This is a genomic window from Pseudomonas sp. BIOMIG1BAC (assembly GCF_001705995.2).
GTDB lineage: Bacteria > Pseudomonadota > Gammaproteobacteria > Pseudomonadales > Pseudomonadaceae > Aquipseudomonas > Aquipseudomonas sessilinigenes.
The window spans coordinates 4856552-4878033 of record NZ_CP049045.1 but is presented as its reverse complement, the minus strand read 5'-3'; the positions used below and the strand labels follow the sequence as shown (position 1 = coordinate 4878033).

At 61.0% G+C, this 21482-nt stretch carries 26 protein-coding genes; 10 read left to right on the top strand and 16 right to left on the bottom strand.

The annotated features are described in order from the left end of the window. Window positions 1-85 precede the first annotated feature (85 nt). The gene (sthA, locus tag ATY02_RS22755) at window positions 86-1480 is read left to right on the top strand and encodes a Si-specific NAD(P)(+) transhydrogenase (RefSeq protein ID WP_031321327.1); all 1395 of its coding nucleotides are present in this window, start codon (window positions 86-88) and stop codon (window positions 1478-1480) included. 42 nt (window positions 1481-1522) lie between these two features. Here sthA and ATY02_RS22750 read toward each other — a convergent pair whose 3' ends face one another. Beyond that, window positions 1523-2245 (bottom strand): glycerophosphodiester phosphodiesterase, encoded by a 723-nt coding sequence (locus ATY02_RS22750; RefSeq protein ID WP_068587839.1) that lies wholly within the window; start codon window positions 2243-2245, stop codon window positions 1523-1525. Between the two features lie 47 nt (window positions 2246-2292). Continuing rightward, window positions 2293-2880: a PilZ domain-containing protein gene (locus ATY02_RS22745; protein ID WP_068587837.1), complete on the bottom strand. Its 588-nt coding sequence runs from the start codon at window positions 2878-2880 to the stop codon at window positions 2293-2295. Between the two features lie 94 nt (window positions 2881-2974). Between ATY02_RS22745 and ATY02_RS22740 the strand changes: the two genes are divergently transcribed. From ATY02_RS22740 to ATY02_RS22730, 3 genes are all read left to right on the top strand, one after another. Continuing rightward, window positions 2975-4225 (top strand): lipoprotein-releasing ABC transporter permease subunit, encoded by a 1251-nt coding sequence (locus ATY02_RS22740; RefSeq protein WP_068587835.1) that lies wholly within the window; start codon window positions 2975-2977, stop codon window positions 4223-4225. A gap of 7 nt (window positions 4226-4232) precedes the next feature. Further along, window positions 4233-4916, top strand: coding sequence for a lipoprotein-releasing ABC transporter ATP-binding protein LolD (gene lolD, locus ATY02_RS22735; protein WP_164487274.1), 684 nt, complete (start codon window positions 4233-4235; stop codon window positions 4914-4916). A 71-nt stretch (window positions 4917-4987) separates the two neighbouring features. Next, a complete protein-coding gene (locus tag ATY02_RS22730) occupies window positions 4988-6232 on the top strand; it encodes a lipoprotein-releasing ABC transporter permease subunit (RefSeq protein ID WP_068587831.1) in 1245 nt (414 codons plus the stop codon). A 36-nt stretch (window positions 6233-6268) separates the two neighbouring features. Here ATY02_RS22730 and ATY02_RS22725 read toward each other — a convergent pair whose 3' ends face one another. Further along, complete coding sequence (locus tag ATY02_RS22725; RefSeq protein WP_068587829.1) at window positions 6269-7630, bottom strand: heavy metal sensor histidine kinase; 1362 nt, start codon at window positions 7628-7630, stop codon at window positions 6269-6271. After that, window positions 7630-8310, bottom strand: coding sequence for a heavy metal response regulator transcription factor (locus ATY02_RS22720; RefSeq protein WP_068587827.1), 681 nt, complete (start codon window positions 8308-8310; stop codon window positions 7630-7632). Before ATY02_RS22720 ends, ATY02_RS22725 begins: the two co-directional genes overlap by 1 nt. Window positions 8311-8521: 211 nt before the next feature. Here ATY02_RS22720 and ATY02_RS22715 point away from each other — a divergent pair, with 211 nt between their 5' ends. Both ATY02_RS22715 and queF read left to right on the top strand, forming a co-directional pair. Next, complete coding sequence (locus ATY02_RS22715) at window positions 8522-9034, top strand: cupredoxin domain-containing protein (RefSeq protein WP_416220692.1); 513 nt, start codon at window positions 8522-8524, stop codon at window positions 9032-9034. 67 nt (window positions 9035-9101) lie between these two features. Further along, window positions 9102-9932 (top strand): NADPH-dependent 7-cyano-7-deazaguanine reductase QueF, encoded by an 831-nt coding sequence (gene queF / locus ATY02_RS22710; RefSeq protein ID WP_068587824.1) that lies wholly within the window; start codon window positions 9102-9104, stop codon window positions 9930-9932. A 55-nt stretch (window positions 9933-9987) separates the two neighbouring features. Here queF and ATY02_RS22705 read toward each other — a convergent pair whose 3' ends face one another. Further along, on the bottom strand, window positions 9988-10251 hold the full coding sequence (locus ATY02_RS22705) for a DUF4404 family protein (RefSeq protein WP_068587822.1): 264 nt from the start codon (window positions 10249-10251) through the stop codon (window positions 9988-9990). 124 nt (window positions 10252-10375) lie between these two features. Next, window positions 10376-10996, bottom strand: a complete 621-nt coding sequence (locus ATY02_RS22700) for a phosphatase (RefSeq protein ID WP_068587820.1) — start codon at window positions 10994-10996, stop codon at window positions 10376-10378. A gap of 192 nt (window positions 10997-11188) precedes the next feature. Here ATY02_RS22700 and ATY02_RS22695 point away from each other — a divergent pair, with 192 nt between their 5' ends. Beyond that, window positions 11189-11875, top strand: coding sequence for a VacJ family lipoprotein (locus ATY02_RS22695; protein ID WP_068587818.1), 687 nt, complete (start codon window positions 11189-11191; stop codon window positions 11873-11875). Window positions 11876-11942: 67 nt separating this feature from the next. Here ATY02_RS22695 and ATY02_RS22690 read toward each other — a convergent pair whose 3' ends face one another. Then, window positions 11943-12239: a PilZ domain-containing protein gene (locus ATY02_RS22690; RefSeq protein WP_068587816.1), complete on the bottom strand. Its 297-nt coding sequence runs from the start codon at window positions 12237-12239 to the stop codon at window positions 11943-11945. A gap of 273 nt (window positions 12240-12512) precedes the next feature. Here ATY02_RS22690 and rssB point away from each other — a divergent pair, with 273 nt between their 5' ends. Further along, window positions 12513-13694, top strand: a complete 1182-nt coding sequence (gene rssB / locus ATY02_RS22685) for a two-component system response regulator RssB (protein ID WP_068587897.1) — start codon at window positions 12513-12515, stop codon at window positions 13692-13694. After that, the gene (gene rssC, locus ATY02_RS22680; RefSeq protein WP_068587814.1) at window positions 13694-14176 is read left to right on the top strand and encodes an anti-sigma factor antagonist RssC; all 483 of its coding nucleotides are present in this window, start codon (window positions 13694-13696) and stop codon (window positions 14174-14176) included. The genes rssB and rssC overlap by 1 nt, the downstream gene beginning before the upstream one ends. A 71-nt stretch (window positions 14177-14247) precedes the next feature. On the opposite strand, the gene tal is transcribed toward rssC, so the two are convergent. Next, window positions 14248-15174, bottom strand: a complete 927-nt coding sequence (gene tal, locus ATY02_RS22675; RefSeq protein ID WP_068587812.1) for a transaldolase — start codon at window positions 15172-15174, stop codon at window positions 14248-14250. Window positions 15175-15352: 178 nt separating this feature from the next. Further along, window positions 15353-16363: a tRNA dihydrouridine(20/20a) synthase DusA gene (gene dusA / locus ATY02_RS22670; protein ID WP_068587810.1), complete on the bottom strand. Its 1011-nt coding sequence runs from the start codon at window positions 16361-16363 to the stop codon at window positions 15353-15355. Window positions 16364-16463: 100 nt separating this feature from the next. Between dusA and ATY02_RS22665 the strand changes: the two genes are divergently transcribed. Beyond that, the gene (locus tag ATY02_RS22665; RefSeq protein ID WP_068587807.1) at window positions 16464-17606 is read left to right on the top strand and encodes a tyrosine-type recombinase/integrase; all 1143 of its coding nucleotides are present in this window, start codon (window positions 16464-16466) and stop codon (window positions 17604-17606) included. On the opposite strand, the gene ATY02_RS22660 is transcribed toward ATY02_RS22665, so the two are convergent. The 7 genes from ATY02_RS22660 to ATY02_RS22630 form a co-directional block, all read right to left on the bottom strand. Further along, on the bottom strand, window positions 17575-17856 hold the full coding sequence (locus ATY02_RS22660; RefSeq protein WP_068587805.1) for a pyocin activator PrtN family protein: 282 nt from the start codon (window positions 17854-17856) through the stop codon (window positions 17575-17577). The two genes, ATY02_RS22665 and ATY02_RS22660, sit on opposite strands and share 32 nt — an antisense overlap. A gap of 79 nt (window positions 17857-17935) precedes the next feature. Beyond that, complete coding sequence (locus tag ATY02_RS22655; RefSeq protein ID WP_068587803.1) at window positions 17936-19669, bottom strand: DNA cytosine methyltransferase; 1734 nt, start codon at window positions 19667-19669, stop codon at window positions 17936-17938. Further along, entirely contained in the window at window positions 19659-19997 is a 339-nt protein-coding gene (locus tag ATY02_RS22650; protein ID WP_176719824.1) for a hypothetical protein, read from the bottom strand. The genes ATY02_RS22655 and ATY02_RS22650 overlap by 11 nt, the downstream gene beginning before the upstream one ends. Further along, window positions 19997-20218, bottom strand: a complete 222-nt coding sequence (locus ATY02_RS22645; RefSeq protein WP_068587802.1) for a hypothetical protein — start codon at window positions 20216-20218, stop codon at window positions 19997-19999. Before ATY02_RS22645 ends, ATY02_RS22650 begins: the two co-directional genes overlap by 1 nt. Further along, entirely contained in the window at window positions 20215-20634 is a 420-nt protein-coding gene (locus ATY02_RS22640; RefSeq protein WP_068587800.1) for a hypothetical protein, read from the bottom strand. Before ATY02_RS22640 ends, ATY02_RS22645 begins: the two co-directional genes overlap by 4 nt. Before the next feature lie 45 nt (window positions 20635-20679). Further along, on the bottom strand, window positions 20680-21009 hold the full coding sequence (locus ATY02_RS22635; protein ID WP_068587798.1) for a pyocin activator PrtN family protein: 330 nt from the start codon (window positions 21007-21009) through the stop codon (window positions 20680-20682). Beyond that, window positions 21006-21410: a hypothetical protein gene (locus tag ATY02_RS22630; RefSeq protein ID WP_068587796.1), complete on the bottom strand. Its 405-nt coding sequence runs from the start codon at window positions 21408-21410 to the stop codon at window positions 21006-21008. The genes ATY02_RS22635 and ATY02_RS22630 overlap by 4 nt, the downstream gene beginning before the upstream one ends. Between the last annotated feature and the right edge of the window lie 72 nt (window positions 21411-21482).

Sequence of the window (21482 nt, the reverse complement as noted above, 5' to 3'; positions counted from 1 at the left end):
CAAATTGATCCTTCATGCCGCTGGCCGCGGCATGATTTAGCCGTAGGTGCCAGAAGGGCATCGCGGCCTGTTCTGAGGAGTACGCATGGCTGTCTACAACTACGACGTAGTGGTGCTGGGTTCAGGCCCCGCTGGAGAAGGTGCGGCGATGAATGCCGCGAAAGCAGGGCGCAAGGTGGCAATGGTCGACAGCCGTCGCCAGGTCGGCGGTAACTGCACTCACTTGGGTACCATCCCGTCCAAGGCCTTGCGTCACTCGGTCCGGCAGATCATGCAGTTCAACACCAACCCGATGTTCCGGGCCATTGGCGAGCCGCGCTGGTTTTCCTTCCCGGACGTGCTCAAGAGCGCGGAAAAAGTCATCTCCAAGCAGGTGGCCTCGCGTACCGGCTACTACGCGCGCAACCGGGTTGATGTGTTCTTCGGTACTGGCAGCTTCGCCGACGAGCAGACGGTCGAAGTGGTTTGCGCCAATGGCGTAGTGGAAAAACTGGTGGCCAAGCACATCATCATCGCCACCGGCTCGCGCCCTTATCGCCCGGCGGACATCGATTTCAACCATCCGCGTATCTACGATAGCGACACCATCCTCAGCCTCGGCCATACCCCGCGCAAGCTCATCGTCTACGGTGCCGGAGTGATCGGTTGCGAATACGCCTCGATCTTCAGCGGCCTGGGTGTGCTGGTGGAGCTGGTGGACAACCGCGGCCAGTTGCTCAGCTTCCTGGACTCCGAGATCTCCCAGGCCCTGAGCTACCACTTCAGCAACAACAACATCACCGTGCGCCACAACGAAGAGTACGAGCGGGTCGAGGGCGTGGATAACGGCGTGATCCTGCACCTCAAGTCCGGCAAGAAGATCAAGGCCGACGCCTTGCTCTGGTGCAACGGCCGTACCGGCAACACCGACAAGCTGGGCATGGAGAACATCGGGATCAAGGTCAATGGCCGTGGCCAGATCGAGGTGGACGAGAACTACCGCACCAGCGTGCCGAACATCTATGGCGCCGGTGACGTGATCGGTTGGCCGAGCCTGGCCAGTGCCGCCCACGACCAGGGGCGTTCCGCTGCCGGCAGCATCGTCGACAACGGCAGCTGGCGCTTCGTCAACGACGTGCCGACCGGGATCTACACCATTCCCGAGATCAGCTCGATCGGCAAGAACGAGCAGGAGCTGACCCAGGCCAAGGTGCCATACGAAGTGGGCAAGGCGTTCTTCAAGGGCATGGCCCGCGCGCAGATCGCCGGCGAGCCCCAGGGCATGCTGAAGATCCTGTTCCACCGCGAGACCCTGGAGGTGCTGGGCGTGCACTGCTTCGGTTACCAGGCTTCGGAGATCGTGCACATCGGCCAGGCGATCATGAACCAGCCGGGCGAGCTCAATACCCTGAAGTACTTCGTCAACACCACCTTCAACTACCCGACCATGGCCGAGGCCTATCGGGTGGCAGCGTACGACGGCCTCAACCGGCTTTTTTGAGCGGCTCCGGCCGGTGGCCTGAGCCGGCCGGGGAGACCGATTTCAGTAATTCTCGAGGGTGGCGCTGGCCAAACCGGGAAAGTCTGTAATCAGGCTATCTACGCCGAAGTCGGCGAGCCTGCGCATCAGCGCCGGCTCGTTGACCGTCCACACTGACACATGCAGGCCCTGGCGCTGCGCCCGTTGCAGGCGTTCCGGGGTGCACAGGGTCCAGTTCAGCGCAAGCATCTGGCAGCCATAGCTCTGGGCGACCTTCAGCGGGTCGAGCCAGGCGTACTCGGCTACCAGTCCGCGGGACAGGTCCGGAGTCAGCTCGACGGCGGCCTTGAGGACCTCCCGGGAGCTCGAGGTGACGGTGACCTTGTCCAGCAGGCCGAAGCGCTGGACCATTTCCCGGATCGCCAGCACGGTGGTGGCGGCACGGGTGCGCGAGGCGCTCTTGACCTCCAGCTGCCAGTGCTCGAAGTCGCATTTCTCGAACAACTCCTCCAGGCGCGGGATGGGGCAGGGGCTGACCCAGCCCGGGCCGCCCCGGCGTGCATCGTAGGTCACCAGTTCGGCAGCGGAGTGCTCCACGACCTTGCCGCGCCGGTCGGTGGTGCGCTTGAGGGTCGGGTCATGGATGACCATCAGTTCCCCGTCCATGGACAGGTGCAGGTCGAGCTCGCAGCGGCGTACGCCGTGCTTGAGGCATTCCTGAAAGCTGGTCAGGGTGTTTTCCGGCGCTTCGCCCTTGGCGCCGCGATGGCCATAGATCAGGGTCACAATTGCTCCTTCACGGATGTTGTTCCTTTAAGAGGGGTCAGGCGCGCTCATTGGGTGTCGGGAGTGTTCTGTTCCCGGGCCAGGCGACGTTGTTGGGCCTGTTTCTGCATGATATAGCGTGCCAACAGCTGGCGCTGGGCCTCGGTCAATGCTTCGAATTCGGTGCCGATTTCAAAGGTGCCGAAGCCCTGGGGTTCGCAGTGGGTGACCTTGGCTCGCAACAGCAGGCCCAGGGCCTGGGGCATCAGCAGCAGTTTCAGCGCCAGGTGGCTACCGGCCGGGTAGCTCTGGTGGTGGCCGAATTCGATGCCCCCCTCCGAGAGGATCACCCGTTGCGGCTCGCCGAACTTGCCGAGCACGGTCTGGGCCACTACCTGGCCGAGCAGGTCGATGCGCTTGTTCATGACCTTGAGGTAGCTGGCCAGGGTGCGATCGCGCTCGCTGACCTGACGCAACAGGTGCTGGGATTCGAATTCGCTCAGGTGCAATTCACTGAGCAGATTGAACAGTGCGGACTCATCCTGCAACACTTCCTTGCTCGCCGCATCGTGGGCGGACAAGGGGCTAATTTCCAGTGCGATCGCGTCCTCGATACGGTAGTATTCGCGGCGATCTTCTTCATCTAATGTCGACATGGCGAACCCATGGTAGAGGCAGTGGTCTGAGTGTAAAGCTGCTTACCAGGCCCCGCCACAAGGACGTCTTCTTTTCCTCCGAACAAGCCCCGACATGTTCAGACCTCTGTTTGCTTTCATCGGCACGCGTTACACCCGTGCAAAGCGCCGCAATCATTTTGTGTCATTCATTTCCCTGACTTCGATGATCGGACTCGCCCTCGGCGTGATCGTGATGATCGTGGTGCTGTCGGTAATGAATGGCTTCGACCATGAGATGCGCACCCGCGTGCTGGGCATGGTGCCCCACGCCACTATCGAATCCGGCGAGCCCATCAGCGACTGGCAAGGCCTGGCCGCCAAGGTCAAGGCCAATCCCCAGGTACTGGCGGTGGCGCCCTTCACCCAGATGCAGGGTCTGTTGACCAACAACGGCCAGGTGCAGAAGGTGCTGCTCAATGCCATCGATCCGGCCCAGGAACGCCAGGTCTCGATCATCGACCACTTCATGCAGCAGGGGCAGCTCGATGCCCTGGCGCCCGGCAGTTTCGGTATCGTCATCGGTGACAAGGCCGCCAACAAGCTGGGTGTCGGCCTGGGTGACAAGCTGACCTTCGTCGCCCCGGAAGTCTCGGTGACGCCGGCTGGCATGTTCCCGCGCATGAAGCGCTTTACCGTAGTGGGCATCTTCCACGTTGGCGCTGGCGAGATCGATGGCTACCTGGGCCTGACCAACCTCCAGGACCTGGGGCGCCTGCACCGCTGGAAGCCGGATCAGGTCCAGGGCCTGCGGCTGAAGTTCGACGACCTGTTCCAGGCGCCGCGCACGGCCTGGCAGATCGCCCAGGAGCTGGGCGAGAACCATTTCTACGCCCGTGACTGGACCCGCACCCACGGCAACCTGTACCAGGCCATCCGCATGGAAAAAGCCATGATCGGCCTGCTGCTCTTGCTGATCGTCGCGGTGGCCGCGTTCAACATCATCTCGACCCTGGTGATGGTGGTGAACGACAAGAAAGGCGATATCGCCATCCTCCGTACCCTGGGGGCGACGCCAGGAACCATCATGGCGATCTTCATGGTCCAGGGCACGGTGATCGGTGTGGTCGGTACCCTGATCGGCGCCGTGCTGGGCATGCTCGCGGCGTTGAATGTCAGCGCTGCGATCGCCGGCCTCGAACGCCTGATCGGGCACAAATTCCTTAATGCCGACGTGTACTTCATCGATTACCTGCCGTCCCAGCTGATGGCCGAGGACGTGTTGATGGTCTGCGGCGCGGCGTTGGTCCTGAGTTTCCTCGCCACCCTGTATCCTGCCTGGCGTGCGGCGCGCACCCAGCCTGCGGAGGCGCTACGTTATGAGTGAGTTGGGCATGAGTGAAAAAGCAATCCTGAGCTGCCGCGACCTGGGCAAATCCTACGAGGAAGGTCCGGAATCGGTGGTGGTGCTGTCTGGCCTGCAGTTGGAGCTGCACCCGGGGGAGCGAGTGGCCATCGTCGGCAGCTCCGGCTCCGGTAAAAGTACCTTGCTCAACTTGCTGGGCGGCCTGGATACGCCTTCCAGGGGCAGCGTCTGGCTGGCCGGGGAGGAGCTTTCGGCCCTGGGTGAGAAGGCCCGTGGCCAGCTACGCAACCGCGCCTTGGGATTCGTCTATCAGTTCCACCACCTGCTGCCGGAATTCACCGCCCTGGAGAATGTCTGCATGCCGCTGCTGATCGGCCGTACACCGATCCCGGAAGCCCGGCAGCGGGCTACGGCGCTGCTGGAGCGGGTTGGTCTCGGTCATCGCCTGGAACACAAGCCCGCCGAACTGTCCGGTGGCGAACGCCAACGGGTGGCCATCGCCCGGGCCCTGGTGAACAAGCCTGGGCTGGTGATGCTCGACGAGCCTACTGGCAACCTCGACTCCCATACCGCCCAGGGCATCCAGGACTTGATGCTGGAGCTCAGCACCTCGATGCGCACCGCCTTTTTGGTGGTGACCCACGACATGAACCTGGCCCGGCAGATGGATCGCGTATTGCACCTGCAAGAAGGTCACCTGGTCGCAATCTGATGCGACCGCACGCGGCGTCGGTGGTTAGCCCAGCGGCGCCGGGTCATTAATTTTTCCAGGGTGCCTTGCCCATGTTCCGACCCTTATCGATCTTTATCGGCACGCGCTACACCCGCGCCAAGCGGCGTAACCGCTTCGTTTCCTTCATTTCCATGACCTCGATGATCGGCCTTGCCCTGGGTGTGCTGGCGATGATCGTGGTGCTCTCGGTGATGAACGGTTTCCAGCGGGAAATGAGTTCGCGGATCCTTGGCATGGTGCCCCATGCGACCATCGTCGGGGTCAAGCCCATCGATGACTGGCAGCCGGTGGCCGCTGCGGCGCTGAGCAATCCACAAGTCACCGCGGCAGTGCCGTTCACTGAGATGGAGGGCATGCTGTCCTACAAGGGCGCGATGCAGCCGATCCAGATCAGCGGCATCGATCCGGCCCAGGAAGGCAAGGTCTCCATCGTCGCCCAGCATATCGTCCAGGGCAGCCTGCAGGACCTGAAGCCAGGCGAGTTCGGCGTGGTGATCGGCGAGATCACGGCCCGGCGCTTTCGCTTGAATGTCGGCGACAAGCTGACGCTGATCGTGCCGGAAGTCAGTAGCGCCCCCGGCGGTATCACCCCGCGCATGCAGCGCCTGAATGTGGTGGGGGTATTCAAGGTCGGTGCCGAGCTGGATGGCTCCATGGGCCTGATTCACGTGGCCGATGCCGCCGAAATGCAGCACTGGCAGCCGAACCAGGTACAGAGCGTGCGCCTGGCGGTGAAGGATCTGTACGCTGCGCCGCAGGTTTCGGCGAGCATCGCCAAGGATCTGGGGGCGGACTTCAGGGCCGATGACTGGACCCATACCCAGGGCAGCCTGTTCAGCGCGATGAAGATGGAAAAGACCATGATCGGCCTGCTCCTGCTGATGATCGTCGCGGTGGCGGCCTTCAACATCATCGCCACTCTGATCATGGTGGTGAACGACAAGGGCGCGGATATCGCGATCCTGCGCACCATCGGCGCCACCCCGCGGCAGATCATGGCGATCTTCATGGTCCAGGGGACGGTGATCGGCATCGTCGGCACCCTGATCGGCGGCGTGCTGGGCGTCCTGGCGGCGCTGAACGTGAGCGAGCTGGTGGGGTGGCTGGAGCGCATCAGCGGCCAGCAGATCTTCAGCTCGGATGTGTACTTCGTCAGCAACCTGCCTTCGGAGCTGCAGGGCGGTGACGTGGCGTTGATCTGCAGCGCCGGGTTCATCTTGAGCTTCCTGGCCACCGTCTACCCGGCCTGGCGCGCTTCCAAGGTCGAGCCGGCCCAGGCGCTGCGCTACTCCTGAGTCGTGAACCCCTGTGCTGCGAGGGTGGCACAGGGGTTAGGTGTTCTTCGGGAGCTCAATCACGAAGCGAGTCCAGCCCTGGCCCGATTCGCAATGGATCTGCCCGCCATGGGCCCTGACGATCGATTGGGTGATGGCCAGCCCCAGCCCGGCATGCTCACTGCTGCCTTCGCGCCGCGCCGGATCGGCCCGGTAGAAGCGATCGAACAGGTGCGGCAGGACTTCCTTGGCGATACCTTCGCCACTGTTTTCAATGCTCAGGCACAAATCCCGAGGCCTTTCGCTGATTTGCACCTTGACCCAGCCAGTGGCTGGAGTGAAGCGCAGGGCGTTGTCCAGCAGGTTGGACAGGGCCCGGCGCAGCATGCCGCGGTCCCCGGAAATCTGGGCACTGCCCTCGCGGCTGAGGTGGACTTGCGCGTCCTCGGCCAGGGGGCCGTAGAACTCCAGCAGCACGTCGGTCTCATGGGCCAGGTCGAGCATTTCGCGTCGAGGGGCCAGTAGACCGTGGTCGGCCTTGGCCAGGTACAGCATGTCGTTGACCAACTGTGCCATCCACTGCAGTTCTTCGAGATTGCTGTGCAGGGCTTCGCGGTAGTCCTCGATAGGCCTGGGCCGGGTCAGGGTGACCTGGGTGTGGGTCAAGAGGTTGGACAGCGGCGTGCGCAGTTCATGGGCGATGTCGGCGGAGAAGGCCGAGAGGCGCTGGAACGACTCGTCGAGGCGACCGAGCATGGCGTTGAAGCTGCCGGCCAGTTCTGCCAATTCGGCGGGCATCTGCTCTGCCGGCAAGCGCTGGGTCAGCGAGCTGGCGGAAACTCCGGCGGCTACCGCACTCATGCGCCGTAACGGACGCAGGCCACTGCGAGCGGCCCAGGCGCCCAGCAGGGCGGTGGCCAGGGCTGACAACCCTACGGTGAGCCAGATCAGGTTCTGCATGCGTTGCAGGAAATGCTGGTGATGGGTGATGTCGAGCATCAGGGTCAGCCTGGGGGAGCTGGCTTGGCCGGGAACCAGCGCCGCGTTGTAGATCCGGTAGGCGGTTCCGGCCAGGTCCAGGCTGTGCAGGCCAGCAGGGGTGGGCAGTGGGGTGTCGAGCGGGGGCAGGGTGTCGAGCCAGGCCTGGCCGTCGGCGCCGTCGATTCGCAGTGCCAGGTCTGGTTGATGGCGCAGTTCATCCTGCAACCTGGCCAGGTGCTGGGGAAAGTCAGCCGCCGTGGTGACATCCTGCAATGCACTGCGCAGGGCGATCAGCTTGCTGTCCAGCAGTTGTTGGTCCAGCTCGATGAAGTGCGCCTCGCTGGCGCGGCTGAACAGTACTCCGGCCAGTAGCGACACCACGGCGGTACAGGCCGCGAACAGCAGCGCCAGGCGCCCGCTCAAGGAAAGGCGGCGCATCAGGCCTGGCGCTCTTCGAGCACATAACCCATGCCGCGCACGGTATGGATCAGCTTGTTGGGGTAATCGTCATCGATCTTCAGGCGCAGGCGGCGGATCGCGACTTCGATGACGTTGGTGTCGCTGTCGAAGTTCATGTCCCAGACCTGGGAGGCGATCAACGACTTGGGCAAGACCTCGCCCTGGCGTCGCAGGAGCATCTCCAGCAGGGCGAACTCCTTGGCCGTGAGGTCGATGCGCTGGTTGCCACGTTCCACCCGGCGACGGATCAGGTCCAGGCGCAGGTCGGCCAGTTGCAGGCTGGTTTCCTGGGTGGCGCTACCACCACGACGCAGCAGGCTGCGCACCCGGGCCAGCAACTCGGAGAAGGCGAAGGGCTTGACCAGGTAGTCGTCGGCGCCCAGCTCCAATCCGTGCACGCGGTCTTCAACGGCATCCCGGGCGGTGAGGAACAGCACCGGTATCTCCAGGCCGGCGCTGCGCACCGCTTGCAGTATCTGCCAGCCACTGCGGCCGGGGAGCATCACATCGAGGATCAGCAGTGCATAGTCGCCGGTCAGGGCCAGATGCTGGCCGGTGGTGCCGTCCGCCACCAGTTCGGTATTGAAGCCGGCTTCGCTCAGGCCCTGGCGCAGGTATTGGCCGGTCTTGGGTTGGTCTTCGACGATCAGTAGCTTCATGGCAGGACTCTTGGCATATGGAACCCCGGCTTTATACCTTGCAGGGGCGTTGCACAGGTAAAGCTGACAAAGTTGTAATCTAGCTGTCAGCCAGCCGGCAGCAGCGCAGCCCTAAAGTTTGACACAAGCTCGATTCCGTTCTTGTTGGGGTTTGATAATGAGTATGCAAAGTGTGTTGTTGCGAAGCCGTTCCTTTCTTGGCGGCTGCCTGATGTTGTTGACTACGCCGCTGTGGGCGTCGCCAGCGGCGTCCTATGATTTTGGCCAGCCGGCTCCGGCGAACAAGGCCACTCGCAGCATCGAAGTGGTGATGGGGGACATGTCGTTCACCCCCAAGGCGCTGGAGGTCAAGGCTGGCGAGACGGTGCGATTCGTACTGGTGAACAAGGGGCAGTTGCTGCATGAGTTCAACCTGGGCGATTCGGCGATGCATGCCCGGCACCAGCAGGAAATGCTGCAGATGCAGCAGAGTGGCATGCTGACTCCCACCGGTATGAAGGCCATGGAGCACGGCTCGATGGATCATGCCTCGATGGGGCATGGCGCCATGCCCGGGATGGCCCCGGGCATGCAGCACGACGATCCCAATAGCGTGCTGGTGGAGCCGGGCAAGCAGGCCGAGCTGACCTGGACCTTCAGCAAGAGCGGCAGCCTGGAGTTCGCCTGCAATATCCCAGGGCACTACCAGGCCGGGATGGTGGGCAAGTTGACGGTCAGTCCGTAGGCTCCTGGGGCTCAATGGCGGAGCAAAGGCTGTTAGAATCCGCTGATTCTTCAGTCAGGTTTCCGCCATGCATCCCGCAGCCGAACATTCGCCGCTGGGCAAATCCAGTGAATACATCTCCACCTACACACCCTCGTTGCTGTTCCCGATTCCTCGGGCAGCGAAATGGGCCGAGCTGGGCTTGAGCGCCGAGACCCTGCCTTACAAGGGGGTGGATTTCTGGAATTGCTTCGAGCTGTCCTGGCTGTTGCCCTCGGGCAAGCCGGTGGTGGCCATCGCTGAGTTCAGTATTCCCGCCGACTCGCCGAACATCATCGAGTCCAAGTCCTTCAAACTGTACCTCAACTCGCTGAACCAGACGCCGTTCGCCGACCGGGCCACGCTCGAATCGACCCTGGGCAAGGATCTTTCGGCTGCCGCGGGCAAGCCGGTGGGCGTGCGGGTCCGCAGCTTGGGCGAGGTCGAGGCGCAGGGGTTGGTGGCGCTGCCGGGCGTGTGCATCGACGACCTGGATATCAGTGTCGACAGCTATGAGCATCCGCGTCCCGAGCTGCTGCGCTGCGACAGCTCGCAGGTGGTGGAGGAAAGCTTGCACAGCCATCTGCTCAAGTCCAACTGCCCGGTGACCAGCCAGCCGGATTGGGGCAGCGTGGTGGTGCAATACCGTGGTGCGGCCCTGGATCACGCCAGCCTGCTGGCCTATCTGGTGAGTTTCCGCCAGCACTCGGACTTCCATGAGCAGTGCGTGGAGCGGATCTTCCTCGACCTGCAGCGTCTGCTCAAGCCGCAGAAGCTCACTGTCTATGCGCGCTACGTGCGCCGCGGCGGGTTGGATATCAACCCTTACCGCAGTACCGAAACGATGGATTTCACCAACCAGCGCCTGGTACGCCAATAAACGAAAAGCCCCGCCATCATGGCGGGGCTTTCGCTTGAGCTTGATCGTTGGTCGATCAGATGCCGATGTTGCCCAGGGTCTGGACGATGTTGCGCAGGGTTCCGGCAATGGCGGGATGTTCCAGTTCGAACCGCTCCACAGCCAGGTTGACACCATCGGCGAGGCTGGCGTCATGGGTGCTGCTCTCCAGCTTGAGCTGCACTTCGATCTGTTGCATCAGCTCCTGCAGGTTCTCGCGTTCGGCGGGCGAAAGCGGTGGGTTCTGTTCCAATTGCTCGCGCAGGGTGTCGAGTTGTTCTTGCAGTTCGCGGGCAGGCATGGCGTTCTCCCTTCATTGATAGGCACAGGGATGGACCGCGAGCCAGGGTCAAAGGTCCATGCCCCCAGGATTTAGAGTAATCCACTCGCCAACGCCGTGCATGATCCTGATCAACGGGCTTATGTCAGGGTTTTTCACCCTTGAGCCGGCGCAGCTCGATATCCGCCAGGCAAGTATTCAGGTCGCCCAGGTGATCGATCACCGAGTGCACGCCCAAACCGAAGAGTTGCATCGTCGCCTTGCCCCGCTTGAGCTCGCGCTCCTGCTGGTCCAGTGCCTGCCATTCACTGGGCGTCATGCCGCACAGGGAGCCGCAGGATGCCAGGCCGATGGTCCAGAGCCCGGCATTGAGCCCCGATTGCAGCAGGTGTGGTTCACCGCTGACCAGGACGCAACCGTCCAGGCCTTTGACCTTGAGTGCCATCAGTGCTTGCCAGCAAGCATCCGGGGCGGGCCAGGGATTACAGGCGTTCGGCGCTGGGTGGATCCATTCCGGCAGGGAGGCGCTCAGGTGGCGGGCCTGGGCCGGGGAGAGCTGCTCGAGCCAGGCGCAGGGAATGCCTCGCTGGCGCAGGTGGTGCAGGGTGTCCAGCGCGCCAGGGGTGGCCAGGGCTTGTTCGGCTGTAGGTTGCATGGAGGATTGCAGGCGCAGGCGGGCGCCGAAGTCCACCAGGCAGCCGCTGAGCCCGAAAAGCACTGCTGTCAGGGGGCGATGGGGGAGGCCCGAAGGCTCGGCGTGGGGCATGGCAGCGTCCTTGAAATACTCTCCAAAACTAGTTGGAGAACATGACATGCAGGTTACAGGGAGGTGAACGCCCCGGCCGATTTGCTCGGGTCGCTTGCGTCGGTACTGCCTAAACGGCTTCTTCCGCTTTATACTCCTGAGCCTAACCTCTGGGCATGCCCCACGAGAGAACAAGCCAAGGAGTTTCCCGCGATGCGCTGGAGCCGTTATCTAGTTCCACTATGTATGAGTGCCGGTGTGACACTGGCTCCCCTGGTCGCCCAGGCAGCCGAGGAAGATCCGTGGGAAAGCGTCAACCGCCCCATCTTCACGTTCAACGATACCGTGGATACCTATGCCTTGAAGCCATTGGCCCAGGGCTACCAGGCCGTTACGCCACAGTTTCTGGAAGATGGCATCCACAACATGTTTCGCAACATTGGTGATGTCGGCAACCTGGTCAACGATATCCTCCAGGCCAAGCCCAATGCCGCGGGTGTCGACACCGCACGGCTGTTGATGAACACCACCCTGGGCGTGGCCGGCTTCTTCGATGTGGGTACCAAGATGGGCCTGCAGCGCAATGATGAAGATTTCGGCCAGACGCTCGGCCATTGGGGGGTCGGCAGTGGCCCCTACGTGATGCTGCCGTTGCTGGGGCCTAGCACCTTGCGCGATGCGCCGGCCAAGTATGTCGACAGCTACACCGCTCCTTATCGCTACATCAACGATATCCCGGCCCGTAACATCACCATGGGCGTGAATGTGGTCGATACCCGTGCCAGCCTGCTGGCGGCGGACAAGTTGATTCGTGGCGACAAGTACACCTTCATTCGCAATGCGTATCTGCAGAACCGCGAATTCAAGGTCAAGGACGGCAAGGTCGAAGACGATTTTTAAGCCTGCGTAGTTCTTGCTGGAAACAAAAAAGGCGGCCATTGGGCCGCCTTTTTCATTGAGCAGAGGTTCACTTCATTTTAAGGATTGTAAGGCCAAGTTTCTGGCCGCTCTCAGATGGCTTGACCCATACCACTTCGGTGTCCGCTTCAAGGCCGCTGAGCGCCGCATGCTCCGAATCGATGCGTACGCTTAATTGATCGCCGACCTGGAACGAGCGAGGCGCCTGGACCTGCATGCCGCCGCTGGAAAGATCGATGCAAACGGCTTCGATCACCTGCCCTTGGTGAATCAGCGTGATTTCGGCATCCACCCGCATCCGGATGTAATCGCGCTTTTCACTGTAGTCACGCTGGTTCTGATTCATGGCTCCATCCTACGATTGAGTTGCGGTTCCAGGGGTTTTTATAACTCTCGGTGATTTGCCGTGTAAAGACGTCAAGCGACCATCGGCATGAGCTTGAAACGCCCCGCGGATGGGAGTACCGTCTGCGCCTTAGAAGGGCACCTCTGATGCTCGGGCGTGCAGGACTCAAGGTCCTGGCCCTGCTCGGAGTGGCTAGAAAGCGAATCCAGTAGCGTGCGTCGGGCCTTGGGCCATGCCACCTACGCCAACCTAATTCTGGCGCCGTTTGCCCACATGCAAAAAACCAGTGCCACGCTGCTGATAATCGATGACGACGAAGTAGTACGCGCGAGTCTCGCGGCCTATTTGGAAGACAGTGGCTTCAGCGTACTGCAGGCCGCCAATGGCCAGCAGGGTCTCCAGGTATTCGAGCGTGACAAACCCGATCTGGTGATCTGCGATCTGCGCATGCCGCAGATGGGCGGTCTCGAGCTTATCCGTCAAGTGACCGAGCTGTCGCCGCAAACCCCGGTGATCGTGGTGTCGGGCGCGGGCGTGATGAACGACGCGGTCGAGGCCTTGCGCCTAGGTGCTGCCGACTACCTGATCAAGCCCTTGGAAGACTTGGCGGTGCTTGAGCATTCGGTACGTCGCGCCCTGGATCGTGCGCGCCTGCTCCTGGAGAACCAGCGTTACCGGGAAAAACTCGAAGCGGCCAACCGGGAGCTGGAGGCGAGTCTCAATCTGCTCCAGGAGGACCAGAACGCAGGTCGCCAGGTGCAGATGAACATGCTGCCCACCAGTCCCTGGTCGATCGATGCCTTCCATTTCGCACACCAGATCATCCCGTCGTTGTACCTGTCGGGGGATTTCGTCGATTACTTCCGTGTCGACGAACGTCGGGTGGCGTTCTATCTGGCAGATGTTTCTGGGCATGGCGCATCTTCGGCTTTCGTCACGGTACTGCTGAAGTTCATGACCACGCGCCTGTTGTTCGAATCCAAGCGCAATGGCACGCTACCGGAGTTCAAGCCCTCGGAAGTCCTGGGCCATATCAACCGCGGCCTTATCAGCTGTAAGCTGGGTAAACACGTCACGATGGTCGGTGGAGTCATCGACGAGGAGACAGGTTTGTTGACCTATAGCATTGGCGGGCATTTGCCGTTGCCGGTGTTGTATACACCAAGCAGCGTGCGTTACCTGGAAGGACGTGGCTTGCCTGTAGGGCTGTTCAACGAGGCAACCTACGAGGACCACGTCCTGGAGTTGCCGCCGGTGTTCAGCCTGACGTTGATGTCCGATGGCATCCTGGACCTTTTGTCCGAGCCTACACTCAAAGAGAAAGAAGCAGCCTTGCCTGAACGGGTGAAGGCAGCGGGCGGCAGCCTGGATGGCCTGCGGCAAGTTTTTGGATTGGCCACGCTAGGGGAGATGCCGGATGATATCGCCCTGTTAGTGTTGAGCAGGAACCTTTGATGAGTACCGGTAGAATCCAGTTCGCCGAGCAGGACGGCACCTTTGTCCTGAAATTCGTCGGTGAAGTGCGCCTGACCCTCTGTTCGGCGCTGGATGCGACTATTGAGCGGATCTTCACTGCGCTGAACTTCTCGGCGATCGTGATCGATCTGACGGAAACCCGCAGTATCGACAGCACCACGCTGGGCTTGCTGGCCAAGTTGTCGATTCTTTCTCGGCAGAAGGTCGGCCTGCTGCCCACCGTCGTCACCACCCACGAAGACATTACCCGGCTCTTGCAGTCCATGGGTTTCGATCAGGTGTTCAATATCGTTGATCGCCCGATCCCCTGTCCTGAGTGCCTGACCGACCTACCGTCCCAGGATCAATCGGAGGAGGTAGTGCGGATCAAGGTCCTGGAGGCCCACAAGATTCTGATGGGGCTCAATGACTCCAATCGTGAAGCCTTCCATGATCTGGTGAACGCCCTGGAGCGCCACTGATCGATAGAAATGCCGGGTATAAAAAAAGGGCGAACCATCAAGGTTCGCCCTTTTTTATACGTGCTGCCCGATCAGAGCTTGGCGCTGAGCAGGGCCTCGAGTTTTTCCTGGTCGCGAGCGAATTGACGGATGCCTTCCGCCAGTTTCTCGGTGGCCATCGCATCCTCGTTCGACGCCCAGCGGAACTGCGCTTCGTTGAGGCTCTGGCGTGCTTCGCCGGTCTTGCTCGGGCTCAGCTTGCGCTCCAGCTTGCCAGTATCGGCCGCTAGTTTTTCGATCAGGTCCGGGCTGATGGTCAGGCGGTCGCAGCCTGCCAGTTGCTCGATCTGATTCAGGTTGCGGAAGCTGGCACCCATGACCACTGTCTTGTAGTCATTGGCCTTGTAGTAGTTGTAGATTCGAGTCACCGACTGCACGCCTGGGTCGTCCGCGTTGGTGTAGTCGTTTCCAGTCGCCTTCTTGTACCAATCGTAGATCCGGCCCACGAACGGCGAAATCAGGAACACCCCGGCATCGGCGCAAGCCACGGCCTGGGCAAAGGAGAACAGCAGGGTCAGGTTGGTCTGGATGCCTTCGCGCTCCAGTTGCTCGGCAGCACGGATACCTTCCCAGGTAGAAGCGATCTTGATCAGCACTCGATCGCGGCCCACACCGGCCGTTTCGTACAGGTCGATCAAGCGATGAGCACGCTTGAGCATGGCCGTGGTGTCGAAAGACAGGCGAGCATCGACTTCGGTGGAAATACGGCCCGGGATGACCTTGAGGATTTCCTGGCCGACGGCCACACCGAAACGATCGCTGGCCAGGCCGACATCGCCTTTGCAATCACTGACGCTGGCGTTGAGCAGTTCGGCATAGCCTGGAATAGCCGCAGCCTTGAGCAGCAGCGATGGGTTGGTGGTGGCGTCTACTGGCTTGACTCGGGCAATTGCGTCGAAGTCTCCGGTATCGGCCACGACGGTGGTGATTTTCTTCAGTTGTTCCAGCTTGGAAGTCATGAGCGTGCTCTGTCCTATGGGTCCGATGACATTACCCGAGCGCCGACGAGCGCTCAAGGGCGCGAAATACTTGCAGAAGCCCCAAAGGCTACGGCCGGAACAAGGCCGTTTGAAGGTTGGGGCGCTATCCAGATAAATACGATGCCAAAAGCTGGATCAGGTTCAATTGAACCGATACCTAGCGTCCTTCGAGCAGTTGGCCGGCCTGGTCCAGCAGGGCAAGCGGATCTTTGCTCTTGTGGATGTCCACTGACAATAGCTGACGAAACTTGCGTGCCCCTGGAAAACCGGTGCCCAGCCCCAGGATATGGCGGGTGATGTGATGCATGGCGCCACCGCTGGCCAAATGCTCGGCAATGTAAGGTCGCAGTTGCGCCAACGCTTCGGCGCGGGAAATCACCGGTGCTGTGCTGTTGAACAGCTGTTGGTCCACTTCGGCCAGCAGATAGGGGTTGTGGTACGCCTCACGGCCCAACATCACCCCATCGAAGGTCCGCAGATGCTCATGGCAGGACTCGAGGGTCTTGATGCCACCGTTGAGGATGATCTCCAACTGCTCAAAGTCAGCCTTCAATTGCGCCGCCACGTCATAGCGCAGGGGCGGGATTTCCCGATTTTCCTTGGGTGACAGGCCTTCGAGGATCGCGATCCGGGCATGCACGGTAAAACTGGTACAGCCCGCTTCGTGGACCTGCCCTACGAAATCACGCAATTGCTCATAGCTGTCTCGCCCGTTGATGCCGATCCGGTGCTTGACCGTCACCGGGATCGATACCGCATCGCGCATCGCCTTCACGCAATCGGCCACCAGGGCCGGATGCCCCATCAGGCACGCACCGATCATGTTGTTCTGCACCCGGTCGCTGGGGCAGCCCACATTGAGGTTGACCTCGTCATACCCGTGCTCCTGGGCCATGCGCGCGCAGGCGGCCAGGTCCGAAGGCGTACTGCCCCCCAGCTGCAAGGCCAGGGGATGCTCCGACTGGTGGTAGCGCAGGAAGCGCTCATGATCGCCGTTGAGCAAGGCCCCCGTGGTGACCATTTCGGTGTAGAGCAGGGTGTGCTTGGAGAGAAGGCGCAGGAAGTGACGGCAATGGCGGTCCGTCCAATCCATCATCGGCGCAACAGAAAATCTCCTAGATACCGGTTTTGCTGTGGATGCTAGGTTTTCTGCGGGTTTCGTCGGCATTTACTATTTTCTCTTTCACAACTGTTTTACCCCGTTTTTGCTTATTTCTGAAAGGTCGTTGCTACAATGTAGCAACTAAAATCAGTCGTGTAGCAAAATCATGGGCTCAATCACCGTTCGTAAGCGCAAGGATGGCTCTGTCGCGTATACCGCGCAGATTCGCATCATGCAAAAGGGCGTCACAGTTTATCAGGAAAGCCAGACATTCGACCGCAAGGCCACGGCGCAGGCCTGGTTGAAAAAACGAGAGGTCGAACTGAAAGAGCCTGGCGCTTTGGAGCGTGCTAACAGGGCTGGCGTTTCGATTAAGGAGATGATTGAGCGATACCTAGTTCAGTATGAAAAGCTGCGTCCCCTTGGGAAAACCAAGCGGGCAACGCTAAGTGCGATTAAAGAGTCCTGGTTAGGTGACGTGGCGGACGTGGAGCTAACAAGTCAGAAGCTTGTCGAGTATGCGGTCTGGCGTATGGAGACGGCCGGCATCCAGGCGCAGACCGTTGGCAACGACCTGGCCCACCTTGGCGCGGTGTTATCAGTGGCCAGGCCCGCGTGGGGGTATGAGGTTGACCCTCATGCAATGTCTGATGCGCGGCAGGTGTTGCGCAAAATGGGAGCCGTTAGCAGGAGTCGCGAGCGGACACGGCGCCCAACGTTGGACGAACTCGACCGGATTCTGACTTACTTTGAACAGATGCGTGATCGCCGCCGGCAGGAGATCGACATGCTGCGGGTGATTGTGTTTGCTCTTTTCTCTACCCGTAGACAGGAAGAAATCACGCGCATTCGCTGGGACTCGCTTAATGAAAGGGACCAGTCTGCCTTGGTTACTGACATGAAGAACCCGGGGCAGAAGTATGGGAACGATGTCTGGTGCAACATGCCTACCGAGGCCTGGCGTGTTCTCCAGTCCATGCCTCGGGTGGCTGATGAGGTGTTTCCCTACAATGCGCGCTCAATCTCGGCATCGTTCACCCGGGCCTGCAACTTCCTAGAGATCGATGATCTTCATTTCCATGACTTGCGGCACGATGGTGTAAGCCGGTTGTTTGAAATGGGGTGGGATATCCCGAGGGTGGCCAGCGTATCCGGCCACCGGGATTGGAACTCGATGCGGCGCTATACGCACCTTAGAGGGAATGGTGATCCATATACCGGGTGGTCATGGGTCGAGAAGGTGATAGCGGGCCCCGTGATCGAGGCCCAAATGCGGGTTAAGAGACGCGCCGTAAGCCGCGCCCCATGAGCTTTTCATGCTCGCTCTTTGCCTTCGCATGCTGCGCATCGAGGTAGGCCGCCAGGTCGTTTAGGTGTACACCTCTGGCAGCCTTCTGGCTGGATTCTATGCAAACAAGCGGTAGGTTGATCTCGCCCTTTGCTACCTTGCCCTTCATTTTTTCGGGTGTCAGGTGGCAGAAGTAATCGAGGCAGACGCGCTCAAGGGGGATGATCACCTGGCCGCCATATTGGGCCATGAGTAGGAAAGAAGTGTTCATTGCTTCACCTTTGGTGCATCGTTCTGGCGCTTTGCTTCATAGATGTTTGCGATCTTCTGCATGCACAGAGGGTTACGGCTCATGCTGCACCTCCTACTTGTTTCCCGGGCATGCTAAAGGCGATGGCCAGGGGACGAACCCACACCGGCACGCTACTAAGCGTGAATGTCTCGCCCATTTCGTTAAGCATCAGCGTGCTCAGCATCACGTCGGCAATGGCCTTGCCGGCCTTGCGTGGAACAGCGTTCCCGATGCGCTCGCGCCAGGCGCCGTCGTTGTTGCCGTGCAGCACGAAGGGTTTGCCGACCGGCTCCAGGGCGCCGGTATCCTGGTTCGGTCGCCACATGTCCTCGGGGTCGAACATGGATTGCAGCGCGGCCAGTTCTAGCGTGGTGAATGGCCTGTTCCAGGTATTCGACGGGCTACGGATGACACACGCCAATCGGTCGTTGGCTGCCGGCATGCGGGTGTCAGCGACGGACCAGCGGCCATTGTCGTGGCGAGCGTTCGCCGAAACTGCGCCGGCGCTGCCGCCCCATTCGACAACCCCGTAATGTCCACCGGTGAGGTAGGCATCGCCCTTCTTGCGATTGAGGACGCGAGGATCTGCGACGGACTGCCAGCCCCCTTGCACGCCCTTGCCGCCGGCGATGATGGTGCCGGCGAAGTTGGCAAAGGGAACTACCCGGAAGTTGTTCGAGTGGCGTTTCCAGTTCGGCCGGGGATCGGCCACGCTGAACGTGCCCTGGCCCGGGCTACGCTGCCCGGTGACGACGCCGCAATGCCTTGCCCATGGGATCACGCCGAACTGCGCATACTCGGCCGAGCTGGTGGGGCGCGGATCTGCTACCGAGTAGTTGCCGTTGGTGGGTGTGTTGCGGCCGGCAATGACGCCGGTTGTATCTTCCCAACGGTTGACGCCGAGGTATCCCGCTCGGTACTCCGGAACGATCAGGAAGTCTCGCAGGAACCCGTCCTCAACGTTCAGGCGGTTCAGTGAGCGCCAGTCTTTCCCGGGCTCCACAAGTGCAAGGCGAACCCAGGTTTTCCAGTGCAGAGCGGGCACGCGGTGCATGGGGCCTGCCAGTTCGATATCGCCCGCCAGGGGCATGCGCCCGAGGATCTCGCCAACGCCGCGCAGGCGGTGTTGCTGAGGCTGGTACAGAAACGCCCGGACTTTCTCGATATGCCGGGCCACCAGCAAGAAGCGCTTGCGGCTTTGTGCCAGGCCGGCGATTTCCCCGCAGTCGTGGACTGTCTCGTTTACCGCGTAGCCGTAGTGTGCAAACAGCTTGACGATCTGGTCGAGCAGATGCCGGCCGCGTGACGCAAGGCGAGGGACGTTTTCGAACACAATCAAGCTGACGGGGTTATGTTGCCAGGCTTCAAGCATCAGCCAGACGCAACGAAGGGTCAGTTCATTAAGGGCCTGATACTTGGGTGTCAGGCTCATTGACTCCGGCAGCAAGCCACTGGCGCCTTTGCAGGGGCTGGAAATAAATACGGCGTCTGGATCTTCGTTCCCGGCTGCGCGGCGAATGTCTTCGGCGGTGGCCTCGATCCAGCCTGCAGGTGGCTCCGTCCCGTGGAACGCGGTGTACTGCTCGCGGGTGAAAAGATCCCGGAGCGTACCTTTCACTCCAGTGAGGCTTTCGAAGTCGGCCAAACCGGCGGGGTCAACGTCAACCCCGCCCAGGCACCGCCAGTTCCCGATCAGTTGGGCGATCTGCAGTGAGCTGTCATTAAAACCTGCAGCGCCTGAGCCCAGGCCGCAGCAGAAACCAAAGTGGGTATAGGTACGTTTAGCGAGCATGATTCCCTCCTTGGTCGTTCTTGTCCGTACGTTCGGCCATGTAGTCCCGCAGGCGCGTATACCCCTCGACAAGCTGCGCGGGCGGGCGAATCTGAGCGATCAGCGTTGCATCAGGGTTGGCTGCCTCGCGCAGCTTTTCGTGGGGTGTAAGCGCCTCGGTGGTGCTGCAGCAAGGAGCAGTAATGCCTGCTGCTGCGCAGCAGAGGCTGTTGTTTACAGGCGCGGCGATCCTGCTGGCGTTGCAGAGCAAAGCGGCCTGGCCCTGGTGGTGGATCTGTTCGGCCTGCATGCCGCTTTTCTCTGGCGTCTCGATCTTGAGGCGATCCATCACGCGACCTCCTTGGCCAGGTCTGCCAGTAACAGAGCGTTGTCGGTGTTCTTCTGCAGCTGGCGGAAGGCCTCGCTGCCGAGCAGGGCCTTTGCCTGCCGTTCAAACTCTTTCCGGTAGCGGGTCAGGGCGCGCAGTTCGGCGCTGGCTTTCTGGTGCTGCTGGTGCAGCTCGCCGGCCGCCTGTGGTGTGAGGCGTAGCAGTACAGGTGGGCGGCTCATGCGGCTTTCTCCTGCTCGGCTGGCTGGAGTAGTGCGGCCATGGCCAGTAACTGCTCCCGCTGAATATGGGCGTTTCTCTCAAGGCCCTTGCAGGTGCGAAAAGCGCTGAACGCTCCGGCCGCTACGCGCAGTGTTTCGGCGATGCAAAGCAGGTGCTGCCGGTCCTGGTCGCCGAGCTGTGAGGCGGCCAGGGCGCGCTTGTAGCGGCCATAGAGTGTTTGGTAGTGCTCTTGGGCCTGCTCAAGCTGTAGCTGTTTCTCGCGTAAGGCTTCGGCGCTGTCCGCGTGTTGGATTGCTTTTCCTTCCTCTATGCCTGTCTCTCGACCGCTGGTCTGACCTATGAGGTAGCCGACCCCGAGAACAAGGCCGCTGGTGATGATAAGGGCGATCAGGGTGAGTATCTGAATGTGTGTCATGTGGTGCGCTCCTGGTTTGCTTGGCTGGTGGTGGCAGCCGTTGGGTTACTGGGTTTGCTCGGGTGTATCGGGTTGCTGCCTGGCCTGTTCCTCGTCGGCCTTGTAGGCGCGAATGTCGATCAGGGCGGCAACGTGTCGGATATGCGCGTACTTGGGCGCCTTACGGCTGCTGTCGAGCGTCATAATCGGTAGCTGAATGCGGCCGCTGGTGATCTCGGCCACAAACGTCTGCTCGTTGAGGTTGCGAAAATATTGCGCGCGCAGCTTGTCCAGGGGGATCAGCACGTCGCCGAAGGTGCGATACAGCAGCTCGACAGTGGCCGGATCTGGTGCGGGTAGTAGGCGCAGTGGCGCCTGGTCCGTGTGGGGATTCATGCCGCTACCTGTTTGCAGAGGTCATAGGCCTTGTTGCGAAGGTCTTGCAGCACTTGTTCCGGGGAGTTGCCATATCCGGACAGGATTGTTTCGCCGTTGCCAAACCCGTGTTTGTTATGGATATGCGCGACCATCGTTGGCGTTGAGGCACCGTGAAAACTGATAGTCGTGGATACGAGACTGTGCGGGTTCAGCGCGGCGGTATCCAGCTCGGCGGCTAGCAGCGATGCGGCCGCATGTAGCACTGGAAGGCCCGCTAGGGCTGGTGTAGGAGAACCAAAGGAGATCCCGGCAGCGCTGCACACCAGCTGCGCGAAACCTTGGATTTGTTCGGCGGTCCGGTCGGCGGCCTTGGTGGCTAGCAGCGTGTTCAGCGCTTGATCAATCAGTTTGTGATCCATGGTCTTTCTTCCTTTTCGGGTGATTCCAGGTGATCAGGCAATGGGCTTTGGTCAGCTCCCGCAGATGCTCCG

What these genes read in the sequence shown, in the direction of transcription:
- sthA (WP_031321327.1), top strand. Translation starts at nt 86, where the DNA reads ATGGCTGTCTACAACTACGACGTAGTGGTGCTGGGTTCAGGCCCCGCT.
- ATY02_RS22745 (WP_068587837.1), bottom strand. Translation starts at nt 2,880, where the DNA reads ATGTCGACATTAGATGAAGAAGATCGCCGCGAATACTACCGTATCGAG.
- ATY02_RS22740 (WP_068587835.1), top strand. Translation starts at nt 2,975, where the DNA reads ATGTTCAGACCTCTGTTTGCTTTCATCGGCACGCGTTACACCCGTGCA.
- lolD (WP_164487274.1), top strand. Translation starts at nt 4,233, where the DNA reads ATGAGTGAAAAAGCAATCCTGAGCTGCCGCGACCTGGGCAAATCCTAC.
- ATY02_RS22730 (WP_068587831.1), top strand. Translation starts at nt 4,988, where the DNA reads ATGTTCCGACCCTTATCGATCTTTATCGGCACGCGCTACACCCGCGCC.
- ATY02_RS22725 (WP_068587829.1), bottom strand. Translation starts at nt 7,630, where the DNA reads ATGCGCCGCCTTTCCTTGAGCGGGCGCCTGGCGCTGCTGTTCGCGGCC.
- ATY02_RS22720 (WP_068587827.1), bottom strand. Translation starts at nt 8,310, where the DNA reads ATGAAGCTACTGATCGTCGAAGACCAACCCAAGACCGGCCAATACCTG.
- ATY02_RS22715 (WP_416220692.1), top strand. Translation starts at nt 8,522, where the DNA reads ATGTTGTTGACTACGCCGCTGTGGGCGTCGCCAGCGGCGTCCTATGAT.
- queF (WP_068587824.1), top strand. Translation starts at nt 9,102, where the DNA reads ATGCATCCCGCAGCCGAACATTCGCCGCTGGGCAAATCCAGTGAATAC.
- ATY02_RS22705 (WP_068587822.1), bottom strand. Translation starts at nt 10,251, where the DNA reads ATGCCTGCCCGCGAACTGCAAGAACAACTCGACACCCTGCGCGAGCAA.
- ATY02_RS22700 (WP_068587820.1), bottom strand. Translation starts at nt 10,996, where the DNA reads ATGCCCCACGCCGAGCCTTCGGGCCTCCCCCATCGCCCCCTGACAGCA.
- ATY02_RS22695 (WP_068587818.1), top strand. Translation starts at nt 11,189, where the DNA reads ATGCGCTGGAGCCGTTATCTAGTTCCACTATGTATGAGTGCCGGTGTG.
- ATY02_RS22690 (WP_068587816.1), bottom strand. Translation starts at nt 12,239, where the DNA reads ATGAATCAGAACCAGCGTGACTACAGTGAAAAGCGCGATTACATCCGG.
- rssB (WP_068587897.1), top strand. Translation starts at nt 12,513, where the DNA reads ATGCAAAAAACCAGTGCCACGCTGCTGATAATCGATGACGACGAAGTA.
- rssC (WP_068587814.1), top strand. Translation starts at nt 13,694, where the DNA reads ATGAGTACCGGTAGAATCCAGTTCGCCGAGCAGGACGGCACCTTTGTC.
- tal (WP_068587812.1), bottom strand. Translation starts at nt 15,174, where the DNA reads ATGACTTCCAAGCTGGAACAACTGAAGAAAATCACCACCGTCGTGGCC.
- dusA (WP_068587810.1), bottom strand. Translation starts at nt 16,363, where the DNA reads ATGCCGACGAAACCCGCAGAAAACCTAGCATCCACAGCAAAACCGGTA.
- ATY02_RS22665 (WP_068587807.1), top strand. Translation starts at nt 16,464, where the DNA reads ATGGGCTCAATCACCGTTCGTAAGCGCAAGGATGGCTCTGTCGCGTAT.
- ATY02_RS22660 (WP_068587805.1), bottom strand. Translation starts at nt 17,856, where the DNA reads ATGAACACTTCTTTCCTACTCATGGCCCAATATGGCGGCCAGGTGATC.
- ATY02_RS22655 (WP_068587803.1), bottom strand. Translation starts at nt 19,669, where the DNA reads ATGCTCGCTAAACGTACCTATACCCACTTTGGTTTCTGCTGCGGCCTG.
- ATY02_RS22650 (WP_176719824.1), bottom strand. Translation starts at nt 19,997, where the DNA reads ATGGATCGCCTCAAGATCGAGACGCCAGAGAAAAGCGGCATGCAGGCC.
- ATY02_RS22645 (WP_068587802.1), bottom strand. Translation starts at nt 20,218, where the DNA reads ATGAGCCGCCCACCTGTACTGCTACGCCTCACACCACAGGCGGCCGGC.
- ATY02_RS22640 (WP_068587800.1), bottom strand. Translation starts at nt 20,634, where the DNA reads ATGACACACATTCAGATACTCACCCTGATCGCCCTTATCATCACCAGC.
- ATY02_RS22635 (WP_068587798.1), bottom strand. Translation starts at nt 21,009, where the DNA reads ATGAATCCCCACACGGACCAGGCGCCACTGCGCCTACTACCCGCACCA.
- ATY02_RS22630 (WP_068587796.1), bottom strand. Translation starts at nt 21,410, where the DNA reads ATGGATCACAAACTGATTGATCAAGCGCTGAACACGCTGCTAGCCACC.